Here is a 22,438-nt window from a genome sequence, read left to right as displayed (position 1 = left end):
TACAATTATAAATGCCAACGATGGCATAAACTAGATTCGAGTAAGGGACCCTAAATGAAAACGCAAACAATCAAAGATGTGGCAAAGCTGGCAGGCGTGTCTATTCGAACCGTTTCCCGCGTCATTAACGAAGATCCCCATGTGAAGGCGGAAACGAGAGAGAAAATCCTCAAGGTGGTCGCAGAAACCGGCTTTAAAGCCAACATGCTGGCCAAAAGCCTGAGGGAGAAGAAGACAAACACCTTGATTGCTTTCGTAGATCAGCATAGCGGACGGTTTTGGGGCGCTTTTCATAATGAAATTCTGCAGAAGATGATGAAGGAAGCGCACCGGATGGATTACCGTCTGATTATTTCCTCTTCATCGGCCGAGAGCTATGAGGAGAACGAGAACGACGGATTTTATCTATTGAAGCACGGCATGGCTGACGGTGCGGTCATGTTCGACACCAAAGAAAAAGATAAACGGGTGGAGTATTTGCGGGAACGACAAATCCCATTCGTTATTCTGGGAAAAGACATGGATCATTTCGACACCTCCTATGTGGATTTGGACAATGTGTCCGCCGGTTACCTGGCCGCCCAATATTTGGCCTCGAAGGGCCGCAAGAACATCCTGTTCTTGCTGGGCCATGCGGATTACATCGTGAATCAGGAACGGGCGCAAGGAATCAGCCGCTATTTCTCCGCACATCAAGAACAGGCGATCGAGTGGAACATTCTGTACGATGTGTCAAGCATTGAATCGGCTTATCTGCGGACGAAGGAGGCGCTGGCCTTGCCGCAGCATCCGGACGCCATTTTTATCTCCGGCGATGAAAGGGCTATCGGCGTATACCGCGCGGTTTACGAGCAAGGACTGCGCATTCCGGAGCAGGTTGCCGTACTCGGCATCGATAAGACCGAGATGGGGGAATTTTATCATCCTCCGATCACGACCATCGACCAGTCGATTACATCCATGGCTCAGACGGTCATGCAGCTCCTGGTCAAGCAGCTTGACGGGGCTGAAAAAAACGGCACGCGTGTGCTGATCTCACCGATGATTTGCGAAAGACAGTCGACCTAAATTTTTTTAGATAAAAATGCCAACGTTGGCAAAGGTGCTGATGATTGGATTTTTATATAAAAGTACCTAAAAAGGGGAGAGTTACCTCATATGAACAAATGGCCAAAAGTTGTAGTCGCTGGCACGCTCGCTATTTCACTGACCGCTTGCGGGTCCGCCAAACCGGAATCGGCTAATACCGCAGGAGAGCAAGCGCAAGCGGAGCCGGGTAAAACGACCCAAATCCGCATGCAGATCGCATGGGCAAGCGATTCGCCGCGCGGCAAAGCGATTCGCGTCATCCTGGACGAGTTCGAGAAGAAAAACCAGGATGTTAAAGTTGAACTGCTCGGCAGCGCCCAAAACGGTCAAAAGCTGTTGACTCAAATTTTGAGCGGAGATGCTCCGGAAGTCATGCAGATCGCTTACCGCGACGTTCGCGGTCTTGCGCCGCAAGGAGCGTACCTTGATCTGTCGAAGGATTTGAATGCGGAGAAGGACAACTACTATCAGCAGCTTTGGGATTTGGGGACTTGGGACGGCAAGCTTTACGGCTTTCCATGGCTCGGACATTCCGTTCAGTTAATTTATAATAAGACGTTGTTCGACAAAGCCGGTATTAAAAATCCGCCGAAAACGTGGGATGAGCTTTATGACGCCGCCAAGAAATTGACCGTCGATACGAACGGTGACGGCAAACCGGATCAATATGGCATAGGACTCGTCGGGAAGCAAGTTTACGATATTACCTGGATGGTCAATATGTTCATGAATCAAGCCGGAGCGAACATTGTCAAAGATGACGGCAAGGGCAATTATCAGGTCGGCTTGAACTCTCCTGAGGGCAAGAAGGCATTGGAATTTTATACGAAGCTCGTCAAAGAAGTATCGCCTCCGGATACAGTGAATAAAGACGGCGGGGCTGTTATGGCCGATTTCCGCAATCAGGTGGTGGCTATGCAATTCCAAGGACCATGGGGGGTTCCCGATGCTTGGAAGGCGGCCAACAAATTTGAAGTCGCAACGGCCGAAGTGCCGGCCGGACCTGCAGGCAAAGCAGCCGATATCGGACCTTACATGCTTTCCGTGCCGACGGGCGTGAAAGGCGACAAGCTGTCCGCTTCCGTGAAGCTGATCAAGTTCCTGGGCTCTAAAGAAGGACAGGAGCTGGTAATGAAGGGGGAAAAAGCCGACGACGGCAACTTCTACCCGTTCCGCGTGCCGATTCGCAAAGACCTTTACGACTTGCCTTATTTTAAAGAGCATCCGGAATTCCTCGTCTTTATCAAAGGCCTGGAATACCCGAGCATATCGACGCCGGTTCCACAGTGGGCTCAAGTGGAGGCGGAAGTCTATCAAAGCGTACTGAACCAGGTTGTTTCCGGCGCCATCACGGCCGAACAAGGCTTGAAAACGCTCGAAGAAAAAGGCAACGCCATTTTAAAAGCGAAGTAAGTCCATCCAGTAATCAAGTCAGGACAGAGCACCTAACCAGCTAGGTGCTCTGCTTGCCTAAGGAGGCAAAACATGAAAAAAAGAATCCGCAGCAGGATCGGAGACTGGACCAGCTATGTGTTTATTTTGCCTTCGGTCATCATTCTCGGACTTTTTTTGATCTATCCGATCATCTGGTCCTTTATCGCCAGCTTTAAGGATATTAAGCCCATTACGCTGAAAAATTCAGGGCTTTTCGAAATTCCCGGCGCCTTTGTCGGATTCGATCAGTATGCAAGGGTTTTGCAGAATGAGCTGTTTATTAAAGCGCTTGTAAATACCGTTTATTTCAGCATTATTTTCATTCCGGTTACGATGTTCGCCTCGGCGTGCCTGGCACTTCTTCTTAACCAGAAATTAAAAGGGGTCAATCTGGTCCGCACCGTTTTCTTTATTCCTTATATTTTATCGGTAGTCAGCGCCAGCTTGATTTTCATGTTTCTCTTTAACGGGGACCGCGGTTTAATCAATGCGCTGTTGAACTTGTTCGGCATCTCGGGTCCGAATTGGCTGGCCAGCACGGTTTGGGCCATGCCGGTCATTGCCATCATGACCTGCTGGAAAAAAATCGGCTATTTCATGCTGATTTATTTGGCCGGTCTGCAAAATATTCCGAAAGATTTGTATGAAGCGGCCGATGTTGACGGGGTCACGCCTTTTCAACGGCTGCGTTTAATCACATGGCCTCTTCTCGGCCGCATCTCGTTAGTCGTGTTCATCCTGTTGCTGATCGATTCGCTCAATGTGTTTCAGGAAATCTACATCATGACCGGCGGAGGACCTGCCGATTCGACGACGACTGTACCGTTCCTCATTTATAATGAGGCGTTCAAATATTACAGGATCGGATCTTCCGCAGCGATGTCCTATATTTTGTTCTTCCTGGTGCTCATCATCACGATCGTTCAGAAAAAAATAGTCGACAAACGGTTAGGATAGGAGGGGGAAACGATGAAAAAAAATTGGCTGTCTTCGATCGTGCTTTGGGCTTTAGGCCTGATCTTTTTTCTGCCGCTTTACTGGTTGTTCGTGTCCAGTTTGAAAAGCGACTCGGAAATTACGCGGTTTCCTCCGACATTTTGGCCGGAACATCTCGAATGGAGCAATTACCCTGAAATCTGGGAAGCGCTGAAATTCGGCACGACGTTCATGAACTCGATGATCGTGACCATTTCCACGACCGCACTCATCGTGATATTTACCAGTATGGCCGGCTACGCTTTTGCCAAGAAGCAATTTTTCGGCAAAAATGTGCTGTTCATCGCCTTGATCGCCACCATGACCGTTCCACCGACGGTGCTGCTGCTGCCGCTCTATTTCATCATTACGAAGATGGGGATATACGACAGTCTGATCAGCTTGATCGTGCCTTTCAGCGTAACGGTGTTCGGGATCTTTTTCACGAAGCAGTACATTGACGATGTGCCTACGGAAATGCTGGAAGCCGCGAGAATCGACGGCAGCGGGGAGTTCCGCCTGTTTTATCAGATCGTGCTTCCTCTTATTAAACCGGCGATCATTACTTTGATCATTGTCGAGTTTGTGCATAACTGGAATTCCTTTACAATGCCTCTCGTGCTGCTTCAATCCGAAGACAAATTCACGATTCCGCTGCGGCTCGCCCTATTGGCGCAGGAGAGCATCGCGATTCCATGGTCACGGATTTTGGCCGCGAACGTACTTTCGCTGATTCCGGTGCTGATTTTATTCCTCAGCGTACAGAAGCAATTTGTCAAAGGCCTGATGGCCGGAGCCGTGAAAGGCTAATGAAGGGAGAATTCCAATGCGTAAAATTCAAGCCAAGCAGCTCGGAGACATCTTTTACGAAATGACGTATGTCAAAGGGAGCTTGCGCAACGATTATTCGGGCGGGGTGTGTATCGGATTCAGATTTAATCTGGACAATCCTCCGCTCGCCCTTGGCGGCATGGCTATCGACTTCAAGCTGCTGCTGGACGGGAACGAAATGAGTCCGGACAAAGTCTGGATTATGCAAGATCAGCACGGCCGCAATGCGGGAACGATATCCGAAGCGGAGCCGTTCACGTTCGAGGTCGGGGCGGCTACGGAGTGGTCGGTGCTGTATCCCGGCGGTCTGACGCCGGGCGAGCATACGCTCGTTATCGTGACCGAGCAGTACGCGTTCGGGAAAATTTATTCCCGGTTTACGATTAAGGATCAAGTCGCGGATATCCAAGAGCCTTGTCTGACCAAAACGGGTCCGTTTGACCGTCCGCTCGCGTTATCCAACGATACTTCGTTTACGGTCTTGAACTGGGCAGGCGATCTGTCGGCCGATTGGAACTGGTGGGGACTCGTCACGGATAACGGCGGCTTGTACAGTCCTCCGGCGAGGTACATCCGTCATTTGAAGTGGCAGCTGCGTAAAGGGGAGGGGCAGGAAGCTTATCCGTTGGTCCGCTTCACGGAGCGCGCGAACCATCTGCCCGGCAGACTCGAGGCGTTCAGCCGATTCGACCGGTTGACTGTGGACCGCAAGGTGTTCATGTCGCCCGCGGACGCGGCGGTGCTTACCCGGTTCACTTTAACGAACCACGGGGACGGGACCGAGACGTTCGAGCTCATCGCCGATGTGGAAGCGATGCTGGTGCCGTACGGACTGCTCGGCGTGAAGGCGAAACAGTTTAAGTTTCGTCAAACCGAAGGAAAATTAATCATGGAAAACCCGCAGCTGCCGTATGTTGCCGTTATTGCCTGCGATGCCGGCTGCACAGCATCGTTCGGCAGCGAATATCAAGGCGCGGACCCTCGCGTTCAGCTCCGGATTCCATGCGAAATCGCGCCCCATTCGTCGCTGACGGTAACGGTTGTGCTGACCGGCGACCCGGAGCATGAAGCGGCAGCCGTAGAAACCGCAACGCGATGCTTAACTCAGGCCGGAGAGCTGTTCGTTCAGACGGCCGGGTCTTATCGGGATTACCTGCAGGAAACCGCCGCGGCTTATACGGGAGACGATGAGCTGGACAGGGCCTTTGATTTTGCCAAGCTTGCCCTGAAGCTGTTGAAATTCAATCATCCGGAAATCGGGATCGGCATTTGTGCGGGCTTTCCCCGTTTCCCGAACTACTGGAGCAGGGATTCGGCGTGGACGGCGTTCGCTTATTTGGCTATCGGGGATGTCGAGTTTGTTAAAGAGGTTTTATTAAACTTCATCTCCCTGCAGCTGAAAGAGGATCGCCCCGGCGCGATGGCAGGGGATATGCCTACCGTGATCAGCGGACCGGGCTTCATGCATCAAACCTCCTGGGGAGGCTCGGCGGAAGGCGTCCTGCTGCAGGCGATATTATTCCGCGAATATGTTCAAGCCGCGAAGGATACAGAATTTGCGCGCGCTTATTTTCCAAGCTTGCTTGAATCGGTGAACTGGGCTCTGCGCTGCGACCGTGACGGGGACGGATTTCTGGAGCATGGCATCGTCGGCGACGTATCCACCTCGCAAGCGTTCACGATTCCGGATACGCAATGGATGGACCATATCGACCGGAGAAAGAGCGGCAACGATGTGCAAGGTTTGTATTGGCATGCGCTCCGTTCCGCTTCGGACGTCGCCCATTTGATCGGGGAGACGGAGTTTGCCCTCAAGTGGCGCACCCTGGCGGATCAGGTGGAGCAGCAGTACGAGGATGCGTTCTGGTACGAAGACGGAGCGTATTACTACGACCGGCTGTTGGAAGACGGCACGCCCGACCCTACGCTGCGCCCCAATTATGCCGTCAACTTGATGTTCTCCACGTTAGCCGATCCCGATCGGGTGAAGGCGTCATTGGAGAAGCTCGAAGCGGCGGAGGTGACGACGCCGTTCGGCGTCCGGACAAGAAGTGCGGCTGATGAAGGAAACGGGTACGATCCGTCCAGCTATCAGGAAGGCGCTGTCTGGAATTTGACGACCGGCTGGGTAGCCTTGGCCGAATTTAACGCGGGACGCCCGGAGCAAGGCGTCGCCTTCCTGCGGATGATCGCATCGCGGATTCTGGATGAAATGGGCATGGCTGCCGAGCTGTATCGCGCGAACAGGCCGGAGCCGCTTAACGGTTGCTTTCTGCAGGCTTGGTCCGTAGGTATGTACGTCTGGTGCTTGATGCGCTATCATCGTGAAATATCCCGTTTCATTCAATCTGAATCGAATCGCTGATCCCGAACGGTTTTGCTCACGCAGACAGACGGGGTAAAGGTAAAGCCGACTTGAATTTTCAAGCGGCTTTTACCTGTTTGTACGCAATAGGCGGAATGTCATTCGTCTTTATGGCTTCTCTCCAGCCTGACTCTTACGGAATCCAGGCCCAGTCAAGTCTGCGTGCTTGAGGCATGTGCGATGCATACGACTCAAAGGCATGAACAGCCGCTTTGGCAACCTCCACATCATTAGCGACCGTACTGCCGCTGACACCGACGGCGCCGACGATCCTTCCTTCTCTTACAAGCGGAATTCCACCTCCGAACACAACCACCCGGCCATGATTAGTCGTATTGATCCCGTACAGTTCCGCATGAGGGGCTGCCAAATGGGCCAGATGTGAAGTAGGCATTCGCAGCGCAACGGCGGTCCATGCCTTATTTTGCGCGATGTCGATACTGGCCAGCCAGGCATCGTCCATCCGGTGACAAGCGGTGAAATTGCCGCCTTCATCGACGATCGCGATCACTTGCGAAATTCGAAGCTCTTTTGCTTTCTGTTCCGCAGCTTTTATCACATGTTTCGCAGTCTCGAGCGTCATGCTTTTCATTTGTTTATCGCTCCTTTAAACCTTGTTCGCCCTGCAAATGGTTCTGATACGCATTTCGGATTCCCTGTATTATATGGGCGACCGGCGGCTTTAGGTGTCTCGCAATTTGTAATCGTACCGAGATCCAAATTATATTTTTTTTGCATGTGCCGCATAGAAGAACGGCCAGTTTTGTTACCCGGCACAAAAATAGTATTTTTAATGATGAAAGCATAATAAAGTCGCCTCCATGGTTTATACTAATGATGACGCTTTCATGTTTTCAAAGAAATGGCTAACCATATCGACGAAGGGGAATGATCCATGACAATGACGACCGCCACCACAGTGCCGTTGATGAGTTTTAACGAAATAAATGTGATTTATAATCAAGGACAGCCGAATCAGGTTCATGCGCTGAAAGATGTGTCGGGTACAATCCGGGAAGGGGAATTCATTTCGATCATCGGCCCGAGCGGGTGCGGAAAATCGACCCTGCTGCATACGTTGGACGGCTTGATTCGTCCTGTTTCCGGAAGCGTATCCATTAACGGTCGGCCGATTGAAAGTCCGGGCGGAGAGAAGGCGATGGTGTTTCAGGATTTCGCGCTGATGCCCTGGCATACGGTATTTCAGAATGTGGCCTTCGGCTTGCGTTTAGCCGGAAAAAACAATAAAGACGTGAAAGATCACGTGATGCACTATATTCGCATGGTCGGACTCGACGGCTTCGAGCATAAATATCCGCACCAGCTGTCCGGGGGCATGAAGCAGAGGGTGGGCATCGCCAGGGCGTTCGCGGTGGAACCGAAAATTTTGCTGATGGATGAGCCGTTCTCCGCCATCGACGAGCAAACCCGGGAGATCATGCAGGAAGAAGTGCTCAAGATGCTGCAGCATGAGAAGAAAACGGTTATTTTCATCACCCACTCGATTGACGAGGCCGTATTCTTATCCAACCGCGTGTTTCTGATGTCGGTGCGGCCGGGTCGGATCATCGATGACCTGACCATCGACATTCCGTACCCAAGGACGCTCGAAACGAAGCTTCTGCCGGAGTACCAGGAATATAAATCGATCATATGGAATCATCTCAAAGGCGAAGTTACCCGTCAGTACCAGAAAGGAGAAGCATAACATGGCAAAAACAGCAACCATTCAACCATCCCTGACCTCTGCCCCTCGGAAAAGGGCAAAGCTGCCCCCGTCCGTCACCTATCCGGTCGTCACGATTGGCATCATCTTCGTGATCTGGGAGATCGTCGGGCAGCTGGGAGGCATCGATCCCTTCATGTTCAGCTGGCCGAGCAAAATTTTGGAGCAAACATGGGCGTTCATCGCTAACGGCTCGGTGTTCGGGCATTTGGCAATCAGCGCCGTCGAGGTTGGCATCGGATTTGGGATGGCGCTCATCGGTATTCCCATCGGGTTGATCCTCGGCTACTGGCGTAAAATCGAGTATGCATTCGATCCGATCATCACCGCGCTTTACACGACGCCCGTTGTGGCGCTGACGCCGCTGTTTGTTTTATGGTTCGGATTGGAGACGCTTTCGAAAATTATGATGGTGTTTACGATGGCGATCTTCCCGATCCTGATCAATACGATGGCCGGGGTGAAAACGACGGATCCGTCGCTGATCAAGGCCGCACGCTCCTATGGGGCCAACTCGTACCAAATGTTTCGCGAGGTCATATTTCCTTCGACCTTATCTTATATCGTCACCGGTATTCGTCTGGCTATCGGTCGCGCCTTGATCGCGGTCGTTGTGGCGGAAATGCTTGCCGCCAACAAAGGCATCGGCTACGCCATCCGGCATGCCTCCGAGCTGTTCCGGACTTCCGAATATTTAGGGTATGTCGGCGTATTGATGGTCTTGTCCGTTTTATTGACGCAGCTGTTGAAATATGTAGAACGATGGATCGCCCCATGGCGAAACCATTAATATATTATAGGGGGAACGAAAGAAATGAAGAGCCTGACACCAAATGATTTGAAAAGTTCATTAAAAGGGGCAGCGAAGCACTCGCTGAAGCTTATTGCCTGTACTTTACTGTTACTGGCCGTTGTCGGATGCGGGGGTAAGGCGGCCAATGTGCCGGCGGCTGAAGGGAATGCCGGTGGCCAAGGCGCTCCTGCGGCTGTGAAGATGAAGCCGGATCAGCTGACCACGATCAAGATGGCGCTGCCTTCGAAGAACATGAGCTACCTCCCGATTTACGTGGCTCAGAAGAAAGAATTCTATAAGAAAAACAATTTGGAGATCAACCTCGAATATGTGAAGGGCGGCGTACTCGCGCTAAGGGGGCTTCAAACCGGGGAATATCCGATCATCTCTTCGCTGCCGGAGTCGATCATTACCGGAGTGGCGGAAGGCGCGAACGTCAAGCTGATCGGCACGCTGGACGACAAGTCGATGTATTCGATTTTTGTGGCTAAAGACATCAAAAAGCCTGAGGATTTGAAAGGGAAGTCGGCGGCCAGCAACGTGCCGGGTAACGGAACCGACATTCAACTCCAGTATTGGCTGAAGAAAAACGGGCTCGAGCCGAATAAGGACGTACGCCTCATTAACTCCGGTGAAAATGCGGGCCGTTTGCAAGCGCTGCAAACCGGGCAAGCGTCTGTAACCATTCTGAGCCAGCCGACCGATTTGAAGGCCGATGAATTAGGCTTTGTCCGATTGTCCTTAATGCGGGATGAACTGACCACCTATAATCACAACATGCTGGCAGCAAACGGAGACCTGATTAAAGACAAACCGGAAGTCGTCTACGCTTTCATGGCGGGTCAGGCCGAGGCCGTCAAGTATATCAAGGATAGCGCCAACCGCGAAGAGGTGCTGGCGATCGCCATGGCGGAGCTGGGCATGAGCAAGGCCGAAGCGGAGAAATCGCTCGATTTCGTGCTGCCGGGCCTCGCGGACAAGGGCAAGATGAACATCGAAGGCATGAAATGGGCGATCGATACCGTCAAGGCAACCGGGGCGCTTTCCAAAGATGTGAGCCTCGATAAAGTAGTGGATGAACGGTTTTATGCCAAATAATGGCGAAGGGCGTCCGTGCTGAACGGACGCCTTTTTTTAGTGGGAGCGGCATGTGAAAACGCAAACTTTTTTGGCGCTTGTTCATCATAGAAGAACTCAAGATTTTAGGCGGAAAAGCCAGCATTTATACTTAAGTTAACGGGTAACCTCATCTATGAACTCAAGGGAGAGATGGGCATGTTAAAAAGAGAAGATAACGAGAAGCTGTGCCGGGTGAGTCCGGGGACGCCGATGAACGAGCTGTTCCGGCGTTATTGGATTCCTGCCGTCTTAAGCGAAGAGCTGCCGGGCCCGGATTGTCCGCCGGTTCGCGTCCGGTTGTTGGGCGAGGATTTGGTCGCATTCCGCGATACGAACGGTACGATCGGGCTGCTCGATGCCTACTGTCCTCACCGCCGGGCGCATCTGTTCTGGGGACGCAATGAGGAATGCGGGCTTCGCTGCGTATACCACGGCTGGAAGTTCGATACGAACGGTCAATGCACGGATACGCCGAACGAGCCGCCGACTAGTGATTTTAAACATAGCGTCAAATTGAAGTCTTATCCTACCTATGAGAAGGCCGGCATTGTTTGGACCTACATGGGACCGAAGGAGCTGCAGCCGGGTTACCCGGATTACGAATGGATGCGGGCGCCGGAAAATTTCCGCAACGTCTCGAAAACATTCGAAGCTTGTAACTGGCTTCAGGCGCTTGAGGGAGGCATCGATACGTCCCACTCCTCGTTCGCCCACAACAATAACATTGCCGATAAGAACGCGCTCCGGTCCAGAGCTACCGCGCCGAAGCTTGAAGTGGTCAAAACCGACTACGGCTTTAAATATGCCGGCATCCGCGATTTGAAAGAGGACGGAAACTATGTAAGGGCTTACCAGTTCATTATGCCCGCACAGCAGATGAGGGGGGCCATGGTGCGCTGGACCGACGGCCAAATGGAGAAATTCCCGTCCATCGCGGGACATATTTGGGTGCCGATCGACGACTCCAACGTATGGGTGTACAACTTTATTTATTCGTCGGACGTTAACATTCCGTTTACTCCCGAATTTGTGGAGAAGCATGAAACGGATTTCGGGCGCGGCAAAGCAGATATGCTGCCGGGCTACAAATTGGTACGCAATCCTTCCAACGATTTCCTCATTGACCGCGAGGTGCAAAGAACCAAAACGTTCACCGGCATCGCCGGAATCAACACCCAGGACTACGCCCTGCAGGAAACGATGGAGCTGCCGTTCTGCGACCGCACCAGGGAAAAGCTGGGCACCGCCGACACCGCGATCATCGTGGCGCGCCAGCTGCTGCTCGAGGCGATGAAAGACATCGAGGCGGGCAAAGTACCGCGTGGCGTAGATCCAAGCACGTACAACATGGTCAGAGGCTGCGACAAGTTTTTGCCTAAAGGCGTGGATTGGAAGGAAGGGCTGCTTGAGGATATGACAGCCAAGTTTTAAACCGTAACTCGTCCGTTTCACGCCGAATCTCAGCGCGCTTGAGGTTCGGCGCCTTTCATTTCGCATACTGGAGGAGAGACTATGGTAGCACCCGATTCTGAAACGTTAAAGCAAAATTTGGCGCTAGGTATCCGAATGCTTGAACGAGCCGAGATTATCGATTACAACGGACATGGCAGCGTACGCATTCCCGGCACCGATCACATCCTTATCAATTCGGGCCCGTGTGCGCGGAACGCTCTGACGGCCCGGGACATCGTCACGATCGATAGCGGCGGCAGACAGCTGGATGGGCATGATGCTCCTCCGATGGAAATGCACATTCATCTGGAAATTTATAAACGAAGACCCGACGTGCAGGCGGTTATTCACGCTCATCCGAATTGGTCGACCTATTTCAGCATGACCGGGGTCCCGATCAGACCCGTGTTCCCTCAGGCGGCGCTGTTAGGTTCAATACCGGTATTTGATTGCATCGATTCCGTGAATACGCCGGAGCTGGGAAGTCGTTTGGCCAACGAGCTTGGGGAAAGCCGGGCCGTTCTGCTGAAGTCCCATGGCAGCGTCATCGCCGGTTCAACGCTTGAGGAAACGTTCGCGCTGTGCATTTATTTGGAGGAGAACGCCAAACGACAGTACAGGGCTCAAGCTTTGGGCATGCCTTATGTGTTAAACGAGCAGGAAATCGAGGACTGTGTCCGCAATTTGGCGAGGCCCGGCCTGTACCGCAAAGTTTGGGATTATTATCAGGCCAGGTTGCGGATGTAAATCGTTCATTTGTTCCGTCTACGGGAACATCCCGTATCTAAATATGCAGCTCATGCGGTAATGTTAAGGCATAGAACAATCCTGATACAAACTTCAGTTATCGGAAGAGAGGAGAAGCCATGATGGCGATTCAAAAAGAACTACGGGGCAAAACGGTGGCCGTGCTCGGCTACAGCGAAGACGGGGCCGATTATGCGAAGCATCTGAGGGAACAAGGCGTGAAAGTCGTCATTGGCTTGCGCGAGGTGGATACGATGTGGCCTCAGGCCGAACGGGACGGGTTCCGCGTGATGAATCTCTGGAATGCGGTGGGAGCTTCCGACATTATTCAAGTTTGGTGACATTAGGGAGGGGTTGGCCTTGCGTGAAGCGGTTGACTCATCGTCGCCGAGATCCATGAAAGAGATGTGGCTGATCACAATCGGCCACGGATTAACCCATTGGTATCCGGCCACCTTTTATTTACTGCTCCCCATCATTGGGAAAGAACTGGGGCTCAGCTATACCGAAACCGGCATGATCATTACGTTTCAATATTTGGCAAGCACGATCGCCAACGTGCCGGGAGGCATGCTGGTCGATACGATCGGCAAGAAAGGTCTTCTGATGGCATTGTCGCTCTTCTGGGTCGGCATTCCCTACTTGTTTATGAATTTTACGACCACGTATTGGATGCTGCTTCTTTGCGTTACGCTGGTCGGCATCGGCAACAACCTTTGGCACCCGACCGCGATCCCTACGCTCGCGCAGCGGTACCCGGAACGGAGGGGCTTCGTGCTTTCGGTTCACGGCATGGCGGCCAATGTGGGCGACGCGCTCGCGCCGCTTGCGATAGGCGCTCTGCTGGCCGTGTTTACGTGGAGGCAGATCGTGGTCATCAATATCGTTCCCGGCATTACGATGGCGCTGCTCATTGTCATCCTGCTGCGGAATTTGCAGTCGGGCTCCAGAAAGAATCAGGAAGCGGCCGGAGAAGAGAAGGAAGGGCAGACGCTTAAGGAATATGTGAGCGGGCTGAAGGGATTGTTTCGAAACCGCAGTCTGGCGCTCATTTCAACCAGCTCGGCCTTTCGCTCGATGACGCAAAACGCGCTGCTGACGTTTCTCCCGCTATATTTGGCGCATGAATTGAATTACCCGCCGTTGTGGGTCGGCGCAGGCTTGTTTCTGCTGCAGATGGGAGGCTTTATCGCCGCTCCGATTTCGGGCCATTTGTCCGACAAGTGGGGACGCAAAAAAGTACTGACGGCCAGCATGGCGATGACGGCAGTCATTCTGATCCTGATGACGGCTATGGGGAAATCCCCGCTGTTCATCGGTTTAATCGCGGTTCTCGGTTTCTTTATGTACGCGGTCCGTCCCGTGATCCAGGCTTGGCTGATGGAATCGTCACCCAAGCATATGGCCGGCACCAGCGTAGGCATCCTGTTCGGCATGCAGTCGGTCGGCCAATCGATCTCCCCTTTGCTTGGCGGCATGATTTCCGACAAGTACGGTTTGTTCGCCGCTTTCTATTTCGTGGCGGGCACGATCGTCATCGCGAATCTGCTCATTGTGTTTATGCCCAGGCAGGAACGATCGCTAGACGGCAACGAGTCGATCTCCGCCTAGATTCGAGAGCGTTTACAAGACACTGACCTATACGCAAATCAATAAGGAGGATTTCCACATGAATAAACTGAACTTAAGCTTCGCCTGCTGGGATTACGACCGCGTCCAGGCGTTAATCGACGGTTCCGTCCGTCCCAACGGCATTGAACTGAACTTTCTCAAAATGCCGGTGGAAGAAACCTTTTTCCGTATGATGCGCCACCAGGAATTCGATGTATCCGAGCTGTCGGCGTCGTCCTATTTAATCGCAAGGGACCGAGGCTTTCCGAATTTTACAGCGATTCCGGTGTTCCCGTCGCGGTTTTTCCGGCATTCGGGCATTTATGTGAACGTGGATTCGGGGATTCGCCGCCCGGAGGATTTAAAGGGCATGCGGATCGGTATTCCCGAATATCAATTGACCGCTTGTGTATGGATCCGGGGATTTCTGCAGCATGAATACGGCGTACATCCGTCCGAGGTGGAATGGTTCTTCGGCGGTCAGGAGACACCGGGCCGCGTCGAGAAGATCAAGCTGGAGCTGCCGGCCGACGTTAGATTGCAGCCGATCGGTCCGGAGCAGACGCTGAACCAGATGCTGGAGAACGGCGAACTGGACGCGTTCATTGCACCCCGCGCCCCGTCTTGTTTCTTGAACGGATCGCCGCGTGTGAACAGACTGTTTGAAGACTACGTCTCCGTGGAGAAGGCCTATTTCCAGAAAACAGGCATTTTCCCGATCATGCACGTCATAGCGATTCGCGACGAAATATTGGAGCGGCATCCGTGGGTCGCGCAAAACCTGTATCAGGCTTTTGTCGAGGCGAAAAATAAAGTGTACGAGGGCTTCAATCAAACCGCAGCCTTGAAGGTGACGCTGCCTTGGCTCGTATCGGAAATCGAGCAAACGAAGAAGCTGATGGGCGAGGATTTCTGGCCTTACGGATTACAGAACAATCGCGCCACTTTGGAAGCGCTCGTCAGCTACTCCTATGAGCAGGGGCTTATCAAGAACAAGCTTTCGGTCGAAGAGCTATTCGTGAAATCCGCCCTGGAGCAGTATACCATTTAGAAGAAGGAATGCGTGATGGCTGCCGGCTTGATCGGCATGGCTTCGAGCCGCAGCCGGATCCTCATGAAGATGCAGAAATGAGGTTGATCTCATGAAACGAACATCATTAGCGGCAGTCGCTACGGGCGTACAAACGACGGAGCTGCAGGAATTCAGCCTGCCTCCGCTTGCCGACGATTCCGGCTTGCTCCGCATTGAAACCGTAGGCGTATGCGGCAGCGACGTGTCCTACTACAAAAAATTGCAATCCCCCCGTATTCTGGGCCATCACATCGTCGGGTTTATTGAACAGATCGGCGAAACGGCAGCTGCGCGTTGGGGCGTGAAGGCAGGGGACCGGGTCGCGCTGGAGGAATACATTCCATGCGGGCAATGTACCTTTTGCCGCACAGGCATGTACCGTTCCTGCAAAACGACGGACCCGAGGGCGGGGGGTATTCGTTACGGCGCCACCCCGGCAGACTTGAGTCCCTCTCTATGGGGCGGCTTCAGCGAATATATGTACCTGCACCCGAACTCGGTGCTGCACCCGATGCCTGCGCACGTTCCTCCGGAGGAGGCGGCGTTGACGCTGCCGTTGGCCAACGGATTCGAGTGGATGTCGCTGCAAGGCGGCGTAGGCCCGGGGAAAACGGTCGTCATTCAAGGGCCGGGCCAACAGGGGCTTGCCTGTACGCTTGCGGCGAAGGCTGCGGGGGCCGATTGTGTCATCGTCACTGGACGAACAACGAGCATGAAGCGGCTTGAGTTATCCAAGCGTTTGGGCGCGGATCATATCGTTAATATTCAAACCGAGGATTTGGAAACCCGCGTCCGCGAAATTACAGGCGGTAAAATGGCCGATGTCGTCATCGACGTCACATCCGGAGGCACGGAGCCGATCACTTCGTCCATAGCTATAGCCGGCCGGGGCAGTACGGTCTTGTTCGGAGCTTACAAGTATAGGAAGGTTCCCGAATTCGACATCGACATGATCGTCACCAAGACTCTGAAGCTTATAGGCGTGAGAGGCCACAGCTACCAATCGGTGAAAATGGCCGTCGATTTTATCGCTTCGGGGAAATTTCCGCTCAGCATCATGAATTCCCATGACTATCCTTTAGAGGAGACAGACATGGCGCTGAGAACGGCGGGCGGGGAAGGGGAGCCGAATCCGCTCCTCGTCACGGTATCGCCCGGTAAAGCCAGGTAACGTTCCGAAGCTGAACTTCTTGAAGGGCGGCGGCGTTACTCCTGCGTTCGGCCCGCCATAACAAACCGATGTAAACGAATAAAGCCCGCTGCTCCAAGTCCGGAGCGGCGGGCTTTATCCATTTACCATCGTCATAACGCGAAGGAACAACCGCCCTGAGGCATGGGCTCATGCCTCTTTGTTTGGTTCGGCCTGTTCCGGGGTCCCGGGCGCCCTGCGGAGCGGAAGCAGCGACACCGGATGAGAATACCAGGACCCGCATAGAAGTGTCAGTCCGCACACCCAAAACACCGGCAGCAGGCCGAACGTATGGCCGACGACACCGAGCATCAACGGGCCGGACAATTGCCACGAGCGGTTCAGCATGCTGCGCAATCCGAGCACTTCGCCTTCCCTGCCCTTGGGGGTATATTGGATCAAATATACCCAGCTCAAGGGCTGAACGAGCCCCAGGCCGGCGCCGAGCAAGACCGCAGTCGCGCTAAGCAGCCACGGATGCTCAAGCATCGAAGTCGCTGTGAAGGCCGCTGCACCGGCGAGCAGCGCCGCCGCCATCAGTTTATCCCTGTCCACCCATTCCACCAGCTTGAATTGCAGTAGACGTACCGCAACGGAAGCGGCGGCTACGCAGGCGAGCACGGTGCCTGTCTGACTGGGAGAGAAGCCGTAACCGGCGGCAAGCACGGGGAAGTATGCGGTGAAGATGTCTTTGGAGTAGACGACAATTCCGCTGACCAGCACGCCCTTGCGGATATGGGGATCCTTCAGGAGAATCAACGTGTTTTTCTTTTCTTCCGTACGGGTGGATGCCGCGTCCCTCCGAGGCTCGGAATCCATCATGCGGACCAAGGCCAGCATCATGATTTGAATGACCAGCAGGACGAGGAAGGTGATCCGAATGCCTCCGTGCTCATACAGAAAGCCGCCCGTCAAGGGGGAGACAAAGTCAGCCGCCGCCGCAGTCGTGGTCATGCCGGTAACGGCCTTATCCCGGTTGCCGCCAACGATGGAGACGCGCTTTTGCGTCGCTGTGACGATACAGTTGTTCGAGAGCCCCATGCAAATTTGCGAAAATAGCAATCCGGCGAGGGTAGGCTGCCATAAAGGTACCGCCAACGCCGCAAGGACGCCTGTCCCTCCCCATAGCGTCAATGCTTTCGTGCCGAAGCGATCGGTCCACTTGCCGATGCGGATAGCCAGAATCAGCGGGAATGCGGCGAAGGCGGAAACGAGCAGCCCGATAAAAAATGTGGAAGCTCCCAGACTGTGGGCATGAATGGACACAATCGGCCTTGTGCCGCTAACTGCTAAGTTCGACAAGAAGAACGTCGCCAGCATCAGATAAAACTGGAATTTGCCGTTCATGACCGGTGATGCCGGATAACAACGGGAGCGGAAGAAGACACGGCCTTCACCTCGGTATCTAAAGAGTAGTACTCTTATCTTATCGTCATCAGGCAGAGGGAAACAATCCGGCTGTTCTGTTATGCGGAAATGAACATCCCGTAGTTCGGGCACTCTGGAGCGATAAGGGCTCAATTCAGATATCGACGTTCCTGCCCCGTCCGAGATAGGGAACAATAAAAAAACGGGACGGCGGAACCATCCCGTTAACTTAACTTAGCCGCTCCGTGATAAGCCGGCTGTACGTTTTCAATTCTTTGACATAATTTTGGATTTGCGCCGGATACAAATACGATTTGATCATGGCCAGGCTGATGGCTGCGATCACTTGCCCGGTATCGTTGTACACCGGAACCGCTATGGAGCATACGCTTTCGTTATATTCCGAGAGGCCGATCGCGTATCCGTTTTTGAGTACGTCGCGCAGATGCTCGGTGAGCGTCTGGCCGTCTGTAATCGTCTTGGGCGTGTGCCGGTACAGGCCTTGTTGAATGACCCGGTCGATCTCCTGCTCGGATTGGTTGGCTAGAAGCACCTTGCCCGAGGCGCTGCAGTAGCTGGGTATGCGCTTGCCTATTTTCGATACCGTTCCCTGGTGATAGTCGGGAACCATTTTACTCAAGAACACGATTTCCCCATGATCGTAAACAGCCAGGTGAACCGCCTCGCGAACGGTCGACATCAGCTTGTTTAACAGCGGATACGCGATGAGCCGCAATTCGTTGCGATGATAAGCGGCGAAGCCAAGCTCAAATGCACCGATCCCCAAATGATATTTGTGGGTGTGCATATTTTTCTCCACAAGGTTATTCCCATACAGTGTGTTAACCAAACGGAAAATTGTACTTTTGGCAAGTCCTAACCGTTGACTTAATTCCGTTATGCCAAGTTCCTCATCTTCTAGAGTAAATTCACGCAAGATACGAATCGCATTGTAAACGGAAGACAGGGGTACTTGCTGTGCCAACGAAAACACCACCTTGAAGTATTTTACCGCCTGAAATGTATGCTCTTTACCTTCTATTATGACATACGAACGACGGGGGTGTAAACACTTTCATTCCACATTGAGGGAATAATTTGATAGTATCTTTTTCCATCAGCGTTCTGATTTTTCTCTCTTCCCGCACTTCTTTATCATAATTAACTAAAGGAAATCATGATAGGAAAGACAGGGTCCTGTTAACTACAGTATTGTCCAACGGGATGAATATTGTGGGTGTGCATCCTTTTGTACAGGAAATTGTAAAAGGATTGCCGTCATTGCGGTGGATGTTGCCCGTTGCCGTCGCTGAAGCGGGTAGAAGTTCATGATTTCGGGCATCAAATTGACCAGAATTATGGAGTAATAGAAAGAAACAAGAAGTAAAATATATATAATATAGCAAATATAATATAATTCACTGATTAATTGACTGGTTATTCGGAATTCTGATATATTAGGTTTAGGAAACGATACACTAAATCGTTTTCTTTACTATTGGCTCGAAATGAGGAGTGCACGTTGAGAATCACTATTGATGATGTGGCCAAGCAGGCCGGTGTTTCCAAAACGACTGTATCCCGGATACTGAACGGCAATTACTCCCAGACTACGGAAGAAACTAAAGAAAGAGTTCAAAAAATCATTCGTGAGCTGAACTATCATCCGAATCCGATGGCCCGGGGATTGAAGCAAATGAGGACGAACATCATTGGCATTGTATTGTCGAATTTGAACAACCCTTTCTGGTCCAAGGTATTGGAAGGGGTAGAGGATACCTGTCGTTTGTCCGGATACAGTCTCATGATATGCAATTCAAATGAAGATTCATATAGAGAAGCGGAATTGATCGAAGGCTTTCGGATGCGGCAGGTTGACGGGATTATCGTCAACCCGACAGCCAATAACAAGGCTTTATTTGAGGAAATGGCCAACAACAAATATCCTCTTACTTTTATAAACCGCAGAATCGAAGGTATTGACGTCGTAGATAGCGTTGTCGTCAACAACATTAACGGAGCAAGAATGGCTGTAGATCATTTTGTTCAATTGGGCAAAAGAAACATCGTCACTTTCGTCTATCAGCCGCATGGCGTCAGTACATGGCAGGATCGGGTTACAGGCTTTAAGGAAGCCTTGTCCGCGCATGGGATCGCCGTGCATGATCGAGTGATTGAAGTGAAGAATGAAGTCGGCCGGGTGAAGGAAGCGGTCATCGAGTATTTTAAATCCTCATCGGCCGCGGATGCTGTTTTTTCCACAAGCAGCATGATGACTCTGGAAATATTGGAAGGGTTCAAGGAGCTGAATATCAAGGTGCCCGACGATGTTGCGCTCATTGGCTACGATGAAACGGTCTGGGCGAAGCACCTCAACCCTCCGCTTACGACGATCAAACAGCCGGCTTATGAAATGGGAGCTATCGCAGCGAAAAATATGATTAAGAAAATAACTTCCAAAACCAAAAAAAGGCCAAAAACCGTTGTATTGGAGCCTGAATTGATTGTAAGACATTCCTGCGGCTCGCATTAATCCTTTAATTGGCCCGAACGATGTTTCCTGCGTGTTTGGGCCGCAAAAAGGAGCTTCCCCGGAAAGGGTCAAAATATTAAGGCTTAGCGGAGAACTAGTGTCCGGGCGAACGTTTTCGAGCAAAATGCAAGCGCTTAACAACAGGCGAGTCGGAAACCGCAGCCCGGATAGAAATGAACGGACTTTTGATTGACACATGCCGCCGGAGCATATAGAATAAAGTGAGGAAAACGATTTACTAAAACGGTAAACAAAAAGCTGCGGACAATGACAGGTAACTCGGCCCCATGGTCATTTACATATCCTGAATCTACAACCACTAAAATTGAAGGGATGTTTACACATGGACGACAGAGAGAAGATCTTGGAATTGTGTAAGGATTTGCGGGTGGCAGATGCTCGCGACGGGATGGATGGGAACATGATGCATCATTAAGGCACGGTGCAGCACGATTTTCGAACGCCGAAAACTGTATGAGCAATTGGGTTGGAACTCGATCACACCGTTCTGTAGGAGGAGATACGAATGGAAATCGCTTTTATCGGGTTAGGCGCTATGGGGCTGCCGATGGCCAAACGTCTGATTAAGGCTGAACACGGCCTGCATATTATCAAGCATAGAAACCCGCTGCCGGTGGAGGAGCTTGCCGGTATGGGCGCGACGGTGCATGAGCATACGGCGGATGCCGTTCAAGCTTGCGATATGATCATCAGTATACTGCCTTCAGATAAAGAAATGGAATCCGTTTTGCTGGAGGAATCGGTTCTTGAATCGGCGAAGCCCGGAGCTTTGCTGCTGGAAATGACATCCGGCTCTCCCCAAATGATGAAAAAGGTTGCAAAAGCCTATATGGACAAAGGAATTCGCGTTCTGGACGCTCCGGTCAGCGGAGGGACGACCGGCGCCGAGCAAGGGACGCTTACCCTCATGATCGGCGGCAAGCAAGAAGATGTCGAGGAAGCGAAGCCGGTCATGGAAGCGATGGGCAAAAACTTTTTCCTCGTCGGCTCTTACGGTGCGGGAAAAGCGGTTAAAGCCATCAATCAACTGCTGGCAGCTGTTCATATGCTTGCTTCTTCGGAAGCGCTTGCAATTGCCGAAAGTTTGGAAGTGGATTTGAATATGCTGAACGAGGTTGTCGGAAAGAGCTCCGGCGGCTCCTGGATTTTTGCCAACAAACTGAAAGCCGTGGCGGACGGCCAGTTTGAACCGGGATTTCGGTTAAATCTAATGAAAAAAGACGTCGGTATTGCGATCAAGGAAGGCGAAGGAATCTCATTGCCGCTTTCCACCCTGGCTTACCAGCTCTACGAAATGGCGGCTTTAACGGACGGAGACCAGGATTTCGCTGCGGTAAGCAAGCTTATCCGCAAATAGAAATGAAATAGGATGAATGGAGCGGAAATCCGTGAACATGTGTGTGTTGGATGGCTATACGCTGAGGATCCGAATCCGCTGCTGCAGGCCAAAAATTGTATCATCACGCCTCATATTGCCTAGGGCTACCAAGGAAGCGCGCAGCCGTCTTTTGGATTTGGCCGTTGACAATATACAGGCGTTTGTGGACGGGAATCCCAAAAACGTTGTGCTTCCCCGCAATATTGTAAAAGCTTAAAATGATCGCCTTCATCATGACCCTTCCGGTGCTTCTGCATCAAGTATAAGGAAAATCCGCAAACTCGCCTACTTTGTGCTCATTGTCACGGCAACCGTGGTCACGCCCCCGGACTTTATTTCCGACATTCTGGTCGCGATTCCGCTGCTGCTGCTTTACGAAATCAGCGTATTCTTATCCGGCTGGGTATACCGGGGGCAGTTAGAAGCTGACCGCGCCTGGGAAGCGGAGTACGGCGGTACCTGAGGTGCAGCGCCGTATTACGAATTTGTGTTAACGATATACAGAATCAAGGCAACGTAACCTAAGACGATAAAAAAAATGTAGATCCAGGATAGTCGGGACCAGTTGCCTTTCGTTTTGGTATCGTATTGGGGGTTGCCCTCTTTGTTTTTTTTGGAAATGCCGACGAGAATGGTTGAGATTACAGCAACCAACATGATCGTAGCAAAAATAATATAGTAAGCAATCAGCGGCATTAGGGTCACCTCATCTGATGATCTTCTTCAAGTAGACAA

Annotated in this window: 22 protein-coding genes; 18 read left to right on the top strand and 4 right to left on the bottom strand. The window is 52.1% G+C overall.

Going from position 1 to position 22,438, the window contains the following annotated elements:
• The first annotated feature begins 54 nt into the window (after positions 1–54).
• The 5 genes from FKP33_RS08015 (at position 55) to FKP33_RS07995 (ending at position 6,694) form a co-directional block, all read left to right on the top strand.
• Complete coding sequence (locus FKP33_RS08015; RefSeq protein ID WP_141334449.1) at positions 55–1,068, top strand: LacI family DNA-binding transcriptional regulator; 1,014 nt, start codon at positions 55–57, stop codon at positions 1,066–1,068.
• Between the two features lie 90 nt (positions 1,069–1,158).
• Complete coding sequence (locus tag FKP33_RS08010; RefSeq protein WP_054795686.1) at positions 1,159–2,502, top strand: ABC transporter substrate-binding protein; 1,344 nt, start codon at positions 1,159–1,161, stop codon at positions 2,500–2,502.
• 72 nt (positions 2,503–2,574) lie between these two features.
• Positions 2,575–3,480, top strand: a complete 906-nt coding sequence (locus FKP33_RS08005) for a carbohydrate ABC transporter permease (RefSeq protein WP_127607516.1) — start codon at positions 2,575–2,577, stop codon at positions 3,478–3,480.
• A gap of 12 nt (positions 3,481–3,492) precedes the next feature.
• Positions 3,493–4,308: a carbohydrate ABC transporter permease gene (locus FKP33_RS08000; RefSeq protein WP_127607514.1), complete on the top strand. Its 816-nt coding sequence runs from the start codon at positions 3,493–3,495 to the stop codon at positions 4,306–4,308.
• A 16-nt stretch (positions 4,309–4,324) separates the two neighbouring features.
• A complete protein-coding gene (locus FKP33_RS07995; RefSeq protein ID WP_127607512.1) occupies positions 4,325–6,694 on the top strand; it encodes an amylo-alpha-1,6-glucosidase in 2,370 nt (789 codons plus the stop codon).
• A gap of 133 nt (positions 6,695–6,827) precedes the next feature.
• Here the strand turns inward: FKP33_RS07995 and FKP33_RS07990 are convergent, their stop codons facing one another.
• Positions 6,828–7,286: a GlcG/HbpS family heme-binding protein gene (locus FKP33_RS07990; protein WP_054795691.1), complete on the bottom strand. Its 459-nt coding sequence runs from the start codon at positions 7,284–7,286 to the stop codon at positions 6,828–6,830.
• A 303-nt stretch (positions 7,287–7,589) separates the two neighbouring features.
• On the opposite strand from FKP33_RS07990, the gene FKP33_RS07985 reads away from it, so the two are divergent.
• The 9 genes from FKP33_RS07985 (at position 7,590) to FKP33_RS07945 (ending at position 16,385) form a co-directional block, all read left to right on the top strand.
• Entirely contained in the window at positions 7,590–8,402 is an 813-nt protein-coding gene (locus tag FKP33_RS07985) for an ABC transporter ATP-binding protein (protein ID WP_230875904.1), read from the top strand.
• A gap of 1 nt (position 8,403) precedes the next feature.
• Entirely contained in the window at positions 8,404–9,210 is an 807-nt protein-coding gene (locus tag FKP33_RS07980) for an ABC transporter permease (protein WP_054795692.1), read from the top strand.
• Positions 9,211–9,234: 24 nt separating this feature from the next.
• Complete coding sequence (locus FKP33_RS07975; protein WP_141334448.1) at positions 9,235–10,311, top strand: ABC transporter substrate-binding protein; 1,077 nt, start codon at positions 9,235–9,237, stop codon at positions 10,309–10,311.
• A 177-nt stretch (positions 10,312–10,488) separates the two neighbouring features.
• Entirely contained in the window at positions 10,489–11,763 is a 1,275-nt protein-coding gene (locus FKP33_RS07970) for a Rieske 2Fe-2S domain-containing protein (protein WP_054795696.1), read from the top strand.
• 81 nt (positions 11,764–11,844) lie between these two features.
• Positions 11,845–12,531 (top strand): class II aldolase/adducin family protein, encoded by a 687-nt coding sequence (locus FKP33_RS07965; protein WP_141334446.1) that lies wholly within the window; start codon positions 11,845–11,847, stop codon positions 12,529–12,531.
• Between the two features lie 119 nt (positions 12,532–12,650).
• Positions 12,651–12,872: a hypothetical protein gene (locus FKP33_RS07960; RefSeq protein ID WP_127607500.1), complete on the top strand. Its 222-nt coding sequence runs from the start codon at positions 12,651–12,653 to the stop codon at positions 12,870–12,872.
• Positions 12,873–12,891: 19 nt separating this feature from the next.
• Complete coding sequence (locus FKP33_RS07955; RefSeq protein WP_196426804.1) at positions 12,892–14,142, top strand: MFS transporter; 1,251 nt, start codon at positions 12,892–12,894, stop codon at positions 14,140–14,142.
• Positions 14,143–14,200: 58 nt separating this feature from the next.
• Positions 14,201–15,193, top strand: a complete 993-nt coding sequence (locus tag FKP33_RS07950; RefSeq protein WP_054795698.1) for an ABC transporter substrate-binding protein — start codon at positions 14,201–14,203, stop codon at positions 15,191–15,193.
• 91 nt (positions 15,194–15,284) lie between these two features.
• Positions 15,285–16,385, top strand: a complete 1,101-nt coding sequence (locus FKP33_RS07945) for a zinc-dependent alcohol dehydrogenase (RefSeq protein WP_141334444.1) — start codon at positions 15,285–15,287, stop codon at positions 16,383–16,385.
• A 168-nt stretch (positions 16,386–16,553) separates the two neighbouring features.
• On the opposite strand, the gene FKP33_RS07940 is transcribed toward FKP33_RS07945, so the two are convergent.
• Both FKP33_RS07940 and FKP33_RS07935 read right to left on the bottom strand, forming a co-directional pair.
• Complete coding sequence (locus FKP33_RS07940) at positions 16,554–17,750, bottom strand: MFS transporter (RefSeq protein WP_127607494.1); 1,197 nt, start codon at positions 17,748–17,750, stop codon at positions 16,554–16,556.
• Between the two features lie 250 nt (positions 17,751–18,000).
• Positions 18,001–18,756: an IclR family transcriptional regulator gene (locus FKP33_RS07935; protein WP_127607492.1), complete on the bottom strand. Its 756-nt coding sequence runs from the start codon at positions 18,754–18,756 to the stop codon at positions 18,001–18,003.
• Positions 18,757–19,293: 537 nt separating this feature from the next.
• On the opposite strand from FKP33_RS07935, the gene FKP33_RS07930 reads away from it, so the two are divergent.
• From FKP33_RS07930 to FKP33_RS07915, 4 genes are all read left to right on the top strand, one after another.
• Positions 19,294–20,304, top strand: a complete 1,011-nt coding sequence (locus tag FKP33_RS07930; RefSeq protein WP_141334443.1) for a LacI family DNA-binding transcriptional regulator — start codon at positions 19,294–19,296, stop codon at positions 20,302–20,304.
• Positions 20,285–20,497, top strand: a complete 213-nt coding sequence (locus FKP33_RS28060) for a glycerate kinase (RefSeq protein ID WP_141334528.1) — start codon at positions 20,285–20,287, stop codon at positions 20,495–20,497. The genes FKP33_RS07930 and FKP33_RS28060 overlap by 20 nt, the downstream gene beginning before the upstream one ends.
• Positions 20,498–20,830: 333 nt before the next feature.
• Positions 20,831–21,682 (top strand): NAD(P)-dependent oxidoreductase, encoded by an 852-nt coding sequence (locus FKP33_RS07920; protein WP_141334442.1) that lies wholly within the window; start codon positions 20,831–20,833, stop codon positions 21,680–21,682.
• Between the two features lie 283 nt (positions 21,683–21,965).
• Entirely contained in the window at positions 21,966–22,166 is a 201-nt protein-coding gene (locus FKP33_RS07915; RefSeq protein ID WP_141334441.1) for a twin-arginine translocase subunit TatC, read from the top strand.
• 14 nt (positions 22,167–22,180) lie between these two features.
• Here FKP33_RS07915 and FKP33_RS07910 read toward each other — a convergent pair whose 3' ends face one another.
• The gene (locus tag FKP33_RS07910; RefSeq protein WP_127607484.1) at positions 22,181–22,399 is read right to left on the bottom strand and encodes a hypothetical protein; all 219 of its coding nucleotides are present in this window, start codon (positions 22,397–22,399) and stop codon (positions 22,181–22,183) included.
• Positions 22,400–22,438: the final 39 nt, after the last annotated feature.

The sequence above is a fragment of the Paenibacillus sp. tmac-D7 genome (genome assembly GCF_006519665.1).
Classification (GTDB): Bacteria; Bacillota; Bacilli; order Paenibacillales; family NBRC-103111; genus Paenibacillus_G; species Paenibacillus_G validus.
Note: the sequence above shows the minus strand (reverse complement) of the source record. Positions and strands in the feature narration are given on the sequence as shown.

What these genes read in the sequence shown, in the direction of transcription:
- FKP33_RS08015 (WP_141334449.1), top strand. Translation starts at nt 55, where the DNA reads ATGAAAACGCAAACAATCAAAGATGTGGCAAAGCTGGCAGGCGTGTCT.
- FKP33_RS08010 (WP_054795686.1), top strand. Translation starts at nt 1,159, where the DNA reads ATGAACAAATGGCCAAAAGTTGTAGTCGCTGGCACGCTCGCTATTTCA.
- FKP33_RS08005 (WP_127607516.1), top strand. Translation starts at nt 2,575, where the DNA reads ATGAAAAAAAGAATCCGCAGCAGGATCGGAGACTGGACCAGCTATGTG.
- FKP33_RS08000 (WP_127607514.1), top strand. Translation starts at nt 3,493, where the DNA reads ATGAAAAAAAATTGGCTGTCTTCGATCGTGCTTTGGGCTTTAGGCCTG.
- FKP33_RS07995 (WP_127607512.1), top strand. Translation starts at nt 4,325, where the DNA reads ATGCGTAAAATTCAAGCCAAGCAGCTCGGAGACATCTTTTACGAAATG.
- FKP33_RS07990 (WP_054795691.1), bottom strand. Translation starts at nt 7,286, where the DNA reads ATGAAAAGCATGACGCTCGAGACTGCGAAACATGTGATAAAAGCTGCG.
- FKP33_RS07985 (WP_230875904.1), top strand. Translation starts at nt 7,590, where the DNA reads ATGACAATGACGACCGCCACCACAGTGCCGTTGATGAGTTTTAACGAA.
- FKP33_RS07980 (WP_054795692.1), top strand. Translation starts at nt 8,404, where the DNA reads ATGGCAAAAACAGCAACCATTCAACCATCCCTGACCTCTGCCCCTCGG.
- FKP33_RS07975 (WP_141334448.1), top strand. Translation starts at nt 9,235, where the DNA reads ATGAAGAGCCTGACACCAAATGATTTGAAAAGTTCATTAAAAGGGGCA.
- FKP33_RS07970 (WP_054795696.1), top strand. Translation starts at nt 10,489, where the DNA reads ATGTTAAAAAGAGAAGATAACGAGAAGCTGTGCCGGGTGAGTCCGGGG.
- FKP33_RS07965 (WP_141334446.1), top strand. Translation starts at nt 11,845, where the DNA reads ATGGTAGCACCCGATTCTGAAACGTTAAAGCAAAATTTGGCGCTAGGT.
- FKP33_RS07960 (WP_127607500.1), top strand. Translation starts at nt 12,651, where the DNA reads ATGATGGCGATTCAAAAAGAACTACGGGGCAAAACGGTGGCCGTGCTC.
- FKP33_RS07950 (WP_054795698.1), top strand. Translation starts at nt 14,201, where the DNA reads ATGAATAAACTGAACTTAAGCTTCGCCTGCTGGGATTACGACCGCGTC.
- FKP33_RS07945 (WP_141334444.1), top strand. Translation starts at nt 15,285, where the DNA reads ATGAAACGAACATCATTAGCGGCAGTCGCTACGGGCGTACAAACGACG.
- FKP33_RS07940 (WP_127607494.1), bottom strand. Translation starts at nt 17,750, where the DNA reads ATGAACGGCAAATTCCAGTTTTATCTGATGCTGGCGACGTTCTTCTTG.
- FKP33_RS07920 (WP_141334442.1), top strand. Translation starts at nt 20,831, where the DNA reads ATGGAAATCGCTTTTATCGGGTTAGGCGCTATGGGGCTGCCGATGGCC.
- FKP33_RS07910 (WP_127607484.1), bottom strand. Translation starts at nt 22,399, where the DNA reads ATGCCGCTGATTGCTTACTATATTATTTTTGCTACGATCATGTTGGTT.